This is a genomic window from Burkholderia sp. E168m15 (assembly GCF_016586105.1).
Lineage (GTDB): Bacteria > Pseudomonadota > Gammaproteobacteria > Burkholderiales > Burkholderiaceae > Burkholderia > Burkholderia orbicola.
In genome coordinates this window covers 1-12772 of record NZ_BCPO01000063.1, presented here as the reverse complement: position 1 = coordinate 12772, position 12772 = coordinate 1, and the positions used below count along the sequence as shown (strand labels likewise).

Genomic DNA, 12772 nt, shown 5'->3' with positions numbered 1-12772 from the left:
ATGGACGCAGCCCGCGCGGCGCACTTCACGCGCCGCTGGCATACGACGACGTTTCGCTGGCTATGCGCATACGCGGCGATCTTCTCGGTGTCGCTGCTGCTGCTCGCGGGCGTGATCAGCGTGGCCGCGACGCATACGATGACGCGCGACACCGACGAAGTGCTCGCGTGGCAACTGATCTATTTCGATTCGATTCCGGATGCCGAGCTGCCGCTCGCGATCCACCGGCGGCTCGAGCACGAGCACATGCATACGAATTTCTACGGGTTGTTCGATGCGAGCGGGCGCCGCGTGGCCGGCGACATCACTAAGTCGCCCGAGCTGCAGACCGATCGCCGCGGCCGGACGCTGAACCGCACGCTCGCGCTGCTCGACGGCCAGCCGTCGCCGATCGCGCGCGCGATGGCCGTGCGCCGCGACAACGGCATGACGCTGGTGGTCGCGCGCGACCTGTCGCATTTCATCCAGATCCGCGACGTCGCGATCCGCGGGCTCGTGATCGGCGGCGTGGTGATCCTGATCGCGGGCATCGCGGGCGGCAGCATGCTCGGCATGCGGCAGATGCGCCGCGTCGCCGCGATCCGGCGCGTCACGCGACAGATCGCCGAAGGTGATCTCGGCAAGCGACTGCCGGTCGGCGGCTACGATGAACTCGATCTGCTCGCGCATCTCGTGAACCACATGCTCGACGAAGTCGAGCGGCTGATGGGCGAGGTGCGCCATACCTGCGACGGGATCGCACACGACCTGCGCACGCCGCTCGCACGCGTGCATACGATGCTGGCGCGGCTCGCCGACCAGCCGTTCTGCGCGCATGATCCCGCGTCGGCGGCGCTGCTGGCTTCGGCGCGCGACGAAACCGACCGGTTGCTCGAACGGTTTCGCGCGATGCTGCGCATCTCCGAGATCGGCACGCTGAGCCGGCGCGGCGGTTTTGCCGCGGTCGACGTCGCGGCCCTGCTGCGCGACGTGTGCGAGCTTTACGAGCCGCTGGCCGAGGATGTCGACGTGTCGTTCGCGCTCGAAGCGGCCACGGTCGGCGGCATCCATGGCGATCGTGCGTTGCTGTTCGAGGCGTTCAGTAATCTCGCGGACAACGCGATCAAGTTCACGCCGCCGGGCGGCCGCGTGCGCGTCGTGCTCCAGACGACGCCGCACGGTCCGCTCGTCCGGTTCGAGGACACCGGGCCCGGCATCCCGCCCGGCGAGCGCAATGCGGTGCTCGAACGCTTCTATCGCGGCGAGCGCACGCGCCATGTGAACGGCTCGGGGCTCGGCTTGAGCATCGTGTCGGCGGTGATGCGCGTGCATGGTTTCGCGCTGCGGATCGGCGACGCGCAGCCGGCCGGTACGGCGATCACGGTCGAATGCTGGCCGCGTTCGCTCGCATGACGGCGCGGGAGACCGAGTGATGCGCATCCTGCTGATCGCGCCGCCGAATCCGCACGCGTTGCGGCTCGACAAGGCGTTTCGAGAGAGCACGCACGGCGTCGAGCGCGTCGACGCATGGCGCGACGGCTGTTTCGCGGCGACGCAGGACCGGTTCGACGCGATCGTGATCGTCGCGACCGATGGCGGGGCCGCGGCGGCGATTCTCGATGAATTGCCGCGGCTCGCCGCGTCGGCCGGCGGTGCGACGATCGCCGCGATCGTTGCCGGCACCACGTCCGCCCAGCGCGCGCAGCTGCTGAACGCAGGCTGCGACGTATGCCTGGCTCATCCGTGTTCGTTCGTCGAATTGCACGAACGGTTGCGCGCGCTGTGGCGCCGCGCGGGCATCATCGCGATGCGTGAATCGATCCGGCTCGACACGGCGACGCGTGCGCTCGAGGAGCAGGGCCGGCGGCTCGCGCTCAGTGTACGGGAGTTTCGCGTGGTCGAATGCCTGCTGCGCGAAGCGGGGCGACCGGTCGGTCGGGACGCCGTGCTGCGTTATGCGTGGGACGATGCCGACATCGAACCTGAAACGGTCAATGCGCTGGTCGTCCGGTTGCGGCGCAAGCTGGTCGCGCATGCGTTTTCCGCGCGGATCGAAACGGTTGCGCGATTCGGCTTCCGGTTCGACACGGGCGGGTGACGGGGCGGATATCGACGCAGGGCTGAAAGAAGCTCTTGACGGGCGGCGTGCGCCGCGCCGCGCCGCGCAGCCCGGCCCGGCCCGGCCCGGCCCGGCCGGCAGCCAGGCGTCGATTGTTACAAGACGTTAGCGCGCGTGTCCTGTTGCGATGCCGCGCATCAGTTCTTACAAACTTGAAATATGCGGAGCGGGTGCTTGCCGCTATAGTCGAATCACACATGACACAACCAGAAGAGGAATCCATGAAGACTTTGCGTGTTGCCTCGCTCCTGACCGGTATGACGGCCTTGCTCGTGTCGGGCGCAGCAATGGCGGGAGTCAATGTCGGGATCAACGTCGGCGTGCCGGCACCGGTCTACGTCGCGCCCGCGCCCGTGTATGCGCCGCCGCCTCCGCCGGTCGTCTACCAGCCGGCGCCTGTCTATGCACCGGCGCCCGTGTACGCGCCGGCGCCGGCGATCGTGATCGGCTGGCACGGCGACCGCTACTGGGACGGCCGTCGCTACTGGGGCCGCGACGAGTGGTATCGCCACCATGGCCGCGGCTGGGGCGGCGATCGCGGTCACTGGGATCACGGCCGCCACAACGGCTGGCGCTGATCGAACGGTCGCGCATGCGTGCCGCGTGCGCGACAACCGCTCGCGAGAAAACCGCCCGCGTGGCGGTTTTCTTTTGGCTCGACGGACTGAATGGGTAGAATCGCTCCACGTTACTACCCTTATTCGACCGACAGGGCCTCTATGACGAAGGGTTCGCCCCGGGCCGCCGCCGCGCGTGCCTGCCTCGGCGCGCTGCGGGCCGCCGGCCGCGTGGCCGCGGTGCTGGCGCTGCATGCGGTGCTGGCCGCGCCGGCCGCGCACGCGGCCTACGCCATCGCGCAGTACGGCGAGCCGAAGTATCCGCCGGGCTTCAAGCATTTCGACTACGTGAACCCCGACGCACCGAAGGGCGGCACGCTCGTGCTCGCGAATCCGAGCCGGCTGACGTCGTTCGACAAGTTCAATCCGTTCACGATGCGCGGCAACACCGCGCCCGGCATCGACATGCTGTTCGAGAGCCTCGCGACCGGCAGCTCCGACGAACCGGCGTCCGCCTACGGGCTGCTGGCCGACGACATCGACGTCGCCCCGGACCGCCGTTCGGTCACGTTCCACCTGAATCCGCGCGCACGCTTCTCGAACGGCGATCGCGTCACGGCCGACGACGTCAAGTTTTCGTTCGATACGCTCAAGAGCAAGCAGGCCGCACCGCAGTTCGGCGCATATTTCGCGGAAATCGCGAAGGCCGTGGTCGTCGATCCGGCGACCGTGCGCTTCGAGTTCCGTAGCGCGAACCGCGAACTGCCGCTGATCGCCGGCGGCGTGCCCGTGTTTTCGCGCAAGTGGGGATTGCGCGCGGACGGCTCGCGCATCCCGTTCGACCAGCTTGCGTTCGAGCAGCCGATCGGCAGCGGCCCGTACGTGATCGAGCGCTACGACAACGGCCGCACGATCACCTACCGGCGCAACCCCGCGTACTGGGGCGCCGACCTGCCGGTACGAGTCGGCACCAACAACTTCGAGCGGATCGTGTACAAGCTGTACGGCGACGGCGTCGCGCGGCTCGAGGCATTCAAGGCCGGCGAATACGACGTGCTCGTCGAGTACATCGCACGCAACTGGACGCGGCGCGACGTCGGCAAGCGTTTCGACAGCGGCGAACTCGTCAAGCGCGAATTCCGCCAACATAACGGCGCCGGCATGCAAGGCTTTTTCATGAACCTGCGCCGGCCGCTGTTCCGCGACGTGCGCGTGCGCCAGGCGCTCGACCTCGCGTTCGATTTCGAATGGCTGAACCGCCAGTTGTTCTACAGCGCATACACGCGCCTCAACAGTTATTTCGCCGACACCGACCTGCAAGCGACTGGTACGCCGAGCGAAGGCGAGCTGAAGCTGCTGGAGCCGCTGCGCGCACAGCTCGATCCGGCCGTGTTCGGCCCGACGGTCACGCAGCCGGACACGAATCCGCCGGGCTCGCTGCGCGCGAACCTGCTGAAGGCGCGCGCACTGCTCGCGCAGGCCGGCTGGACCTATCGCGACGGCGCGCTGCGCAATGCGAAGGGCGAGCCGTTCACGTTCGAGATCCTCGACGATGCGGGCGGCGCGATGGAAGGCGTCGTGACCGCCTACCAGCGCAACCTGGCGAAGCTCGGCATCGTCGTGCGGTTTCGCACGGCCGATTACGCGCTGCTGCAAAAGCGCCTCGATGCATTCGACTACGACATGACGACGATTCGCCTGCCGGGCGTGCAGGTGCCGGGCGCCGAGCAATACTCGCGCTACGCGAGCAAGTTCGCCGACGAGCCGGGCTCCGACAACTTCATCGGGCTGAAATCGCCGGCCGTCGACGCGTTGCTGCATGCGCTCGGCGCCGCGCAAACGCGCGAGGAACTGCTCGACGCGACGCACGCGCTCGACCGCGTGCTGATGCACGGCTACTACGCGGTCCCGCAGTGGTACAGCACGACGCACCGCATTGCGTACAAGCGCACGCTCGCCTATCCGCAGACGCTGCCGCTGTACTATTCGGCCGAGGGCTGGGTCGTGTCGACCTGGTGGGCGAAGCCCGATCACTGACCCGCGCCGGCCCTTCGTCCAACCCCGCCATCCGATCACGAGTCGACGCCCTATGTGGAGCTACATCCTCAAACGCCTGCTGCTGATGATCCCGACGCTCGTCGGCGTGCTGACGCTCACGTTCGCGGTGATCCAGTTCGTGCCGGGCGGCCCCGTCGAGCAGGCCGTGCAGGAGTTGCGCAAGGGCGCGACGGAGCAGGGCGCGACGCCGTTCGGGATGCGCGCGCACACCGGCGTCGACGCGCATCAGCTCGCGCAACTGAAGGCGTTGTACGGTTTCGACAAGCCGCCGCTCGAACGCTACTGGCTGATGCTGAAGCGCTTCGCGCGCTTCGATCTCGGCGACAGCTATTTCCGCCACCAGAGCGTGTGGTCGCTGGTCGTGCAGAAGCTGCCGGTGTCGATCAGCATCGGGCTGTGGACGTTCTTCCTCACGTACCTGATCTCGGTGCCGCTCGGCATCGCGAAGGCCGTGCGCAACGGTTCGCCGTTCGACGTCGCGACGAGCCTCGTCGTGCTGGTCGGCTATGCGATTCCGGGCTTCGTGCTCGGCGTGCTGCTGCTCGTGCTGTTCGGCGGCGGCTCGTTCTGGCAGCTCTTTCCGCTGCGCGGCCTCACGTCGGACAACTTCGCGCAGCTGTCGCTCGTCGGCAAGGTGCTCGACTACCTGTGGCACATCGCGCTGCCGATCACCGCGTCGGTCGTCGGCAGTTTCGCGGTCGTCACGATGCTCACGAAGAACGCGTTCCTCGACCAGATCCGCCGGCAATACGTGCTGACCGCGCGCGCGAAGGGGCTCTCCGAGCGCAGCGTGCTGTGGAAGCACGTGTTCCGCAATGCGATGCTGCCGTTGATCGTCGGCTTCCCGGCCGCGTTCATCGGTGCGTTCTTCACCGGCAGCCTGCTGATCGAGACGCTGTTCTCGCTCGACGGCCTCGGGCTGCTGTCGTACGAGTCGGTCGTGCGGCGCGATTATCCGGTCGTGCTCGGCACGCTGTACCTGTTCACGCTGATCGGGCTCGCGACCAAGCTGATCTCCGATCTTTGCTATGTGTGGGTCGATCCGCGCATTCAATTCGACAACCTGGAGCGCTGACATGAAACGAGCCATTCGCATGCCCGGCGCCAGCGGGCGGGGTGCGCGATGAACCGGGCCGTCGCCTCTTCCCGTATCGACGCCGCACGTGCGCGCGTGTCGCCGTCGCCCACCCGCCGCGTGTGGCAGCGTTTCAGGCAGCAGCGCCTCGGCTACTGGAGCTTCGTGATCTTCGTCGTGGCCTTTGCCGCGAGTCTCGCGGCGCCGCTGTGGTCGAACGACAAGCCGCTCGTGGTGCGCTACGACGGCCAGACCTATTTCCCGATGTTCCATGCGTACCCGGAGACGACCTTCGGCGGCGATTTCCCGACGCCGGCCGACTATCTCGATCCGTACGTGCGCAAGCGGCTCGAGGCGCCCGGCAACTTCGTCGTCTATCCGCCGAACCGCTACTACTACGACACGCTGAACTACTTCTCGAACGTGCCGAACCCGGCGCCGCCGTCGCGCGAGAACTGGCTCGGCACCGACGCGCAGGGCCGCGACCTGCTCGCGCGGCTCGTGTACGGGTTCCGCGTGTCGGTCGAGTTCGGGCTGATCCTGACGGTGATCGGCACGCTGCTCGGGATCGCCGCGGGCGCGGTGCAGGGCTTCTTCGGCGGGCGCATCGACATCGTCGGGCAGCGGCTGATCGAGATCTGGAGCTCGCTGCCGGAGCTGTACCTGCTGATCATCTTCGCGTCGATCTTCGAGCCGAGCTTCCTGCTGTTGATCGTGCTGTTGTCTCTGTTCGGCTGGATCGGCCTCGCCGACTACGTGCGCGCGGAATTCCTGCGCAACCGCACCCAGGACTACGTGCGCGCGGCCCGCGCGATGGGGCTGACGAACTGGCAGATCATCTGGCGCCACGTGCTGCCGAACAGCCTCACGCCGGTGATCACGTTCCTGCCGTTCCGGATGAGCGGCTCGATCCTCGCGCTCACCAGCCTCGATTTCCTCGGGCTGGGCGTGCCGCCGCCCACGCCGAGCCTCGGCGAACTGCTGGCGCAGGGCAAGGGCAACCTCGACGCATGGTGGATCTCGCTGTCGACGTTCGGCGTGCTGGTCGCGACGCTGCTGCTGCTGACCTTCATGGGCGACGCGCTGCGCAACGCGCTCGATACGCGGATCGCCGATTCGGTGCGCGCGGCGGGAGGCCAGCGATGAGCGAGCCGACCGTATCGACGCAGCACGAACCGCTGCTGTCGCTCGAGCGTCTGCATGTGCGCTTCGGCGACACGGTCGCGGTGGACGACGTGACGCTCGCGATCGGGCGGGGCGAGCGGGTCGCGCTCGTCGGCGAATCGGGGTCCGGCAAGAGCGTGACCGCGCTGTCGATCCTGCGGTTGCTGCGCGACGCAGAGGTCACGGGCGCGATCCGCTTTGCCGGGCAGGATCTGGCGACCAGGAGCGAGCGCGAGATGCGCGGGCTGCGCGGCTCGGACATCGCGATGATCTTCCAGGAGCCGATGACGGCGCTCAACCCGCTGTATACGATCGGCGTGCAGATCGGCGAGACGATCGTGCTGCACGACGGCGTATCGGCCGTCGAGGCGCGCAAGCGGGCGATCGCGTTGCTCGCGCGCACCGGCATCGCGGAGCCGGAGAAGCGGGTCGACAGCTACCCGCACCAGTTGTCGGGCGGCCAGCGGCAGCGCGCGATGATCGCGATGGCGCTCGCGTGCCGGCCGCGCCTGCTGCTGGCCGACGAGCCGACCACCGCGCTCGACGTGACGATCCGTGCGCAGATCGTCGACCTGCTGCTGGAACTGCAGCGGGAGGAGGCGGAAAAGCGCGGGATGGCGATCCTCCTGATCACGCACGATCTGAATCTCGTGCGGCACTTCGCGCAGCGGGTGGCGGTGATGGAACACGGCCGGCTCGTCGAGAGCGGGCCGGTCGAGCAGATTTTCGCGGCACCCGAGCATCCGTATACGCAGCGGCTGCTGAACAGCCGGCCGCAACGCACGGTCACGCCGGTGATGCCGATCGCGCCCGTCGTGCTCGACGCGCGCCACGTGAGCGTGCAGTTCGCGCGCAAGCGGCCGGGCTTCGCGGGCTGGTTCGGCACGGTGCCGGTGACGGCCGTCGCCGACGTGTCGGTGTCGGTGCGGCAGGGCGAAACGCTCGGCATCGTCGGCGAATCGGGCTCAGGCAAGTCGACGCTCGCGATGGCGCTGCTCGGGCTGCAGAAGACGGCCGGCGGCGAGATCGAATTCCAGGGGCGCGCGCTGTCGACCTATCGCGGCCGCGAGCAGACCGCGCTGCGCTCGAACATGCAGGTGGTCTTTCAGGATCCATTCAGTTCACTTTCGCCGCGTCACACGATCGAGCGGATCGTCGGCGAAGGGCTCGAACTGCATCGCCCGGACATGACGCCCGACGCGCGCCGCGCGAAGTCGCTCGCGGTGCTGCGCGAAGTCGGGCTCGACCGGACGGTGCTGCAGCGTTATCCGCACGAATTCTCGGGCGGCCAGCGCCAGCGGATCGCAATCGCGCGCGCGCTGGTGCTGGAGCCGCGCATCCTGATCCTCGACGAGCCGACGTCGGCGCTCGACGTGTCGATCCAGCAGCAGGTGCTGAAGCTGCTCGCGAATTTGCAACAGAAATACAACCTCGGCTATGTGTTCATCAGCCACGACCTGGAGGTGATCGGTGCGATGGCGCACCGCGTCGCGGTGATGCAGGACGGCGCCGTCGTCGAGTCGGGGGACGTGGCCGACGTCTTCACCAGACCGTCACATCCTTACACACAAAAGCTGTTGAAAGCGGTCTGGAAAGCGTGATAGGCGTCCAATGGTCTGACCATCTCGATTGTATTTATTAATTTGTTTTGACAAACGATTACGCGCTGGCTAGTATCGACCGAAATTTTCCGCCAATCAGCTGATTTTTAAGCACATTCCATCGACCAATGCAGCATCGATCCCTGACCCAGGCATGCGCGCGCACCATCGCCGGGCTGTTCATCGGCGCCCTGTTCGCAGCAGCACCCGGCGCATTCGCCGACGAAGTCAGCAGTTTTAACCAGAATGTCACCAATTCGACTCAGATCGGGTCGGGTTCCTCCCTCCAGCAGACCAGCGCGCAGCCGTCGAGCGGCGGCGCGAAGTCGTTCCTTGCCGGCATGGCGGGCAAGGCGGGCGACGTGGTCGTCGGCGCGCTGAACATGATCGGCGTGCGGTATCGCTGGGGCGGCAACTCGCCGGATTCGGGCCTCGACTGCAGCGGCTTCGTGCGCTACGTGTTCCAGGACACGCTCGGCATGTCGCTGCCGCGTCGCGCGGAAGAAATGAGCCGCGTCGGCGAGAAGGTGAGCATGAGCAACCTGAAGCCGGGCGATCTCGTGTTCTTCAACACGATGCGCCGCACGTTCTCGCACGTCGGCATCTATATCGGCGACAACAAGTTCGTGCACTCGCCGTCGACGGGCAGCACCGTCCGCGTCGACGATCTCGACAGCGGCTACTGGGAAAAGCGTTTCACCGGCGCGCGCCGGATCGAATCGGAATTCCCGATGAAGCCCGAAGACCTGCGCCGCGTGCGCGCGACGATCGGCGACGATTCGGCGAACGGCAACAACTGACGTTTGCCGGTCGGTCAGGCCGGACGATAAAAAACCCTGTCACCGAAAGGCGGCAGGGTTTTTTGTTTTGAGGCTGGCGCCGACGGCGAGGCGTAAGTCGTTCCGTCGGCCACCGGGAGGCGGCGCGTGCCGCGGCCTCCCGCCCATCGCGGCTTACGCGGCGGCAGTCACGCCCCGCGCCGCCGCGAGCTTGCGCTGCAGTTCCGGCATGATGCGCGCGACCGCTTCCTCGCCCGCGAGGATCGCCGCGTTGCGCTGGTTGAAGTCGCTGCCGCCCATCGCCGCCAGGTTCGGGCGAATCACGACGTCCGCATATTTGTCGAGCTCGTAGGTCTTGATCGTCTGGCCCATGATCGTGAAGGTCTGCAGCAGCATCTCGATCGGGTTGTTGGTCGCCGCGCCGTCCGGCCGGGCGGAGATGTCGACCGCGATCACGAAGCTCGCGCCCATCTTGCGCGCGAACGACGCCGGCACCGGGCTCACCAGGCCGCCGTCCACATATTCGCGATTGCCGATCTTCACCGGCTCGAACACCGACGGCACGCTGCACGACGCGCGCACCGCGAGCCCCGTGTTGCCTTGCTGGAACAGGATCGGCTGGCCGCTTTGCAGGTCCGTCGCGACGATGCCGAGCGGCTTCGCCATCTTCTCGATCGGCCGGTTGTTGAGCGTCTTGTTCAGGAAGTTTTGCAGCGCGACGCCTTGCAGCAGGCCGCGCGAGCGAAACGGCAGCGCCCAGTCGCTGATCGATGCCTGGTCCATGTCGAGGGCGATCTTGTTGATCTGCAGCGCGTTCATGCCCGACGCGTAGAGCGCGCCGACCACCGAGCCCGCGCTCGTCCCGGCGACGATCTCGATCGGAATGCCGCGCGCCTCGAGCGCCTTCAGCACGCCGATGTGCGAGAACCCGCGCGCGGCGCCGCCGCCGAGCGCGATGCCGATCTTGACGGGCTTCTCCTGCGGCAGGGCCGTGCCGGGGCGGGACTTGTCGCCGAAGGACGTACAGGCGGCGAGGCTGGCGGACGCGCACGCGATCGTGAAGTGGCGGCGCGACAGGCGAGGGGACGACATCGAATGGTTCTCCGGCGGCTTGGCGGCGGGTCACACGGCCCGCGGCGGCGATAGGTTCCGAGCGGCCGCGCAGCGGGTTCCGTGCGGCCGGCGCCGCGCCGGCTGGCGGCCGCGGCGCGCACATCATAAAGCAAGCGGTGCGCTTGGCGCGATGTCCGGCGCGAGTATAATTCCGGCTTCTTTCCCGTTCCGGGCGCCGCCGGCTCCGTTGCTGTCCGGGCTGCCGCATCGTCCCGCGTCGAATCATTCATGCGCCCCAGGCGTTCGAGTTACCGTTTATGACCCGTCCTGTCCGTACCCGCTTCGCGCCGAGTCCCACCGGCTTCATCCACCTCGGCAACATTCGCTCCGCACTTTATCCGTGGGCGTTCGCCCGCAAGATGAAAGGCACGTTCGTGCTGCGCATCGAGGATACCGACGTCGAGCGCTCGTCGCAGGAAGCGGTCGATGCGATCCTCGAGGGGATGCAGTGGCTCGGGCTGGATTTCGACGAAGGCCCGATCTACCAGATGCAGCGGATGGACCGCTATCGCGAAGTGCTCGCGCAGATGCTCGAGAAGGGTCTCGCATATCCGTGCTACATGTCGGCCGAGGAACTCGACGCGCTGCGCGAACGCCAGCGCGAAGCCGGCCTGAAGCCGCGCTACGACGGTACGTGGCGTCCGGAGCCCGGCAAGGTGCTGCCGGAGCCACCGGCCGGCGTGAAGCCGGTGCTGCGCTTCCGCAATCCGCTGACGGGCACGGTCGTGTGGGACGATGCGGTGAAGGGGCGTGTCGAGATCTCGAACGAGGAGCTCGACGACCTCGTGATCGCGCGCCCGGACGGCACGCCGATCTACAACTTCTGCGTGGTGGTGGACGACATGGACATGGGCATCACGCACGTGATCCGCGGTGACGACCACGTGAACAACACGCCGCGCCAGATCAACATCCTGAACGCACTCGGCGGCGAGCCGCCCGTCTATGCGCACTTGCCGACCGTGCTGAACGAGCAGGGCGAGAAGATGAGCAAGCGGCATGGCGCGATGAGCGTGATGGCGTACCGCGACGCGGGCTTCCTGCCGGAAGCCGTCGTCAACTATCTCGCGCGTCTCGGCTGGTCGCACGGCGACGCCGAGATCTTCTCGCGCGAGCAGTTCGTCGAATGGTTCGATCTCGAGCATCTCGGCAAGTCGCCCGCGCAGTACGACCACAGCAAGCTGAGCTGGCTGAACGCGCATTACATCAAGGAAGCCGACAACGCGCGCCTTGCCGAACTCGCGAAGCCGTTCCTCGACGCACTCGGCATCGACGACGCGGCGATCGCGACGGGCCCCGCGCTCGACGCGGTGGTCGGCTTGATGAAGGATCGTGCGACGACGGTCAAGGAGATCGCGGAAGGTGCGGCGATGTTCTATCGTGTGCCGGCACCCGACGCCGACGCGCTCGCGCAGCACGTGACCGATGCGGTGCGTCCGGCGCTGGCCGATCTCGCGGCCGCGCTGAAGGCGGCCGACTGGACGAAGGAAGCGGTTTCCGCCGCGCTGAAGGCGACGCTCGCCACGCACAAGCTGAAGATGCCGCAGCTCGCGATGCCGGTGCGTCTGCTGGTGGCGGGCACGACGCATACGCCGTCGATCGACGCGGTGCTCGTGCTGTTCGGTCGCGATGTCGTGGTGACGCGCATCGAGGCCGCGCTGGCTTGACGTTCGTGCGCGCGCGAAGCTGTCCGTGCATGAGGTACGCGGCGGCTTCGCAAAAAATTTCGCACGAATCGTAAAAAGGGTATTTACAAGTTCGAAATCGGTCCATATAATCTCATTTCTGTTCTGCAAGGGGGTATAGCTCAGCTGGGAGAGCGCTTGCATGGCATGCAAGAGGTCAGCGGTTCGATCCCGCTTACCTCCACCAACAGAACAAGATGGATTGATTTGCGAAGCGGCGGTAGTAATAAATGCTTCACAAAATGATTCAAAGCAGTTAGAATTTCGGCCTTCGCTGTTGACCAGAAGTGAATAGCGAAAGTCAGACAAATCTGAAAAGATTATGTCCCCTTCGTCTAGAGGCCTAGGACATCACCCTTTCACGGTGAGTACAGGGGTTCGAATCCCCTAGGGGACGCCAGATTCAGCGGCGTTTCATAGAAGTGTCGCAAGGCTTGCAGGAACGTAACCGACGTCCTGCAGGTTGGGTAAGAAAGCTGGAGCGGTAGTTCAGTCGGTTAGAATACCGGCCTGTCACGCCGGGGGTCGCGGGTTCGAGTCCCGTCCGCTCCGCCAGAACGAAGCCCGTTCAAGACGTTTTTGAGCGGGCTTTTGTATTAAAGATGTAAGCAGTACGTTGTCCCCTTCGTCTAGAGGCCTAGG

General features: G+C 66.5%; 10 protein-coding genes and 3 tRNA genes. 12 read left to right on the top strand and 1 reads right to left on the bottom strand.

Annotated elements, in window-relative coordinates:
- The 8 genes from JMF86_RS10210 to JMF86_RS10175 all read left to right on the top strand — a co-directional run bounded on the left by JMF86_RS10210 (position 1) and on the right by JMF86_RS10175 (position 9353).
- The gene (locus JMF86_RS10210) at positions 1-1392 is read left to right on the top strand and encodes a HAMP domain-containing sensor histidine kinase (RefSeq protein ID WP_200093635.1); all 1392 of its coding nucleotides are present in this window, start codon (positions 1-3) and stop codon (positions 1390-1392) included.
- Positions 1393-1411: 19 nt separating this feature from the next.
- On the top strand, positions 1412-2077 hold the full coding sequence (locus JMF86_RS10205; protein ID WP_200093634.1) for a response regulator transcription factor: 666 nt from the start codon (positions 1412-1414) through the stop codon (positions 2075-2077).
- Between the two features lie 242 nt (positions 2078-2319).
- The gene (locus JMF86_RS10200) at positions 2320-2676 is read left to right on the top strand and encodes a hypothetical protein (protein WP_027808916.1); all 357 of its coding nucleotides are present in this window, start codon (positions 2320-2322) and stop codon (positions 2674-2676) included.
- A 141-nt stretch (positions 2677-2817) separates the two neighbouring features.
- Complete coding sequence (locus JMF86_RS10195) at positions 2818-4692, top strand: extracellular solute-binding protein (RefSeq protein ID WP_200093633.1); 1875 nt, start codon at positions 2818-2820, stop codon at positions 4690-4692.
- A 52-nt stretch (positions 4693-4744) separates the two neighbouring features.
- Positions 4745-5788 carry a microcin C ABC transporter permease YejB gene (locus JMF86_RS10190; protein WP_011549504.1) on the top strand — a complete coding sequence of 348 codons (1044 nt, stop codon included), beginning with the start codon at positions 4745-4747 and terminating at the stop codon, positions 5786-5788.
- A 48-nt stretch (positions 5789-5836) separates the two neighbouring features.
- Positions 5837-6934: an ABC transporter permease gene (locus JMF86_RS10185; protein ID WP_011549505.1), complete on the top strand. Its 1098-nt coding sequence runs from the start codon at positions 5837-5839 to the stop codon at positions 6932-6934.
- On the top strand, positions 6931-8553 hold the full coding sequence (locus tag JMF86_RS10180; protein WP_011549506.1) for an ABC transporter ATP-binding protein: 1623 nt from the start codon (positions 6931-6933) through the stop codon (positions 8551-8553). Before JMF86_RS10185 ends, JMF86_RS10180 begins: the two co-directional genes overlap by 4 nt.
- Positions 8554-8681: 128 nt before the next feature.
- The gene (locus JMF86_RS10175) at positions 8682-9353 is read left to right on the top strand and encodes a C40 family peptidase (protein ID WP_011694316.1); all 672 of its coding nucleotides are present in this window, start codon (positions 8682-8684) and stop codon (positions 9351-9353) included.
- A gap of 153 nt (positions 9354-9506) precedes the next feature.
- On the opposite strand, the gene JMF86_RS10170 is transcribed toward JMF86_RS10175, so the two are convergent.
- Positions 9507-10424: a patatin-like phospholipase family protein gene (locus JMF86_RS10170; protein WP_011549508.1), complete on the bottom strand. Its 918-nt coding sequence runs from the start codon at positions 10422-10424 to the stop codon at positions 9507-9509.
- 278 nt (positions 10425-10702) lie between these two features.
- Between JMF86_RS10170 and gltX the strand changes: the two genes are divergently transcribed.
- The 4 genes from gltX (at position 10703) to JMF86_RS10150 (ending at position 12685) form a co-directional block, all read left to right on the top strand.
- A complete protein-coding gene (gltX, locus tag JMF86_RS10165) occupies positions 10703-12112 on the top strand; it encodes a glutamate--tRNA ligase (RefSeq protein WP_011694315.1) in 1410 nt (469 codons plus the stop codon).
- A gap of 129 nt (positions 12113-12241) precedes the next feature.
- Positions 12242-12317: transfer RNA gene (locus JMF86_RS10160), tRNA-Ala, on the top strand.
- A 137-nt stretch (positions 12318-12454) separates the two neighbouring features.
- Positions 12455-12530: transfer RNA gene (locus JMF86_RS10155), tRNA-Glu, on the top strand.
- Between the two features lie 78 nt (positions 12531-12608).
- Positions 12609-12685: transfer RNA gene (locus JMF86_RS10150), tRNA-Asp, on the top strand.
- Positions 12686-12772: the final 87 nt, after the last annotated feature.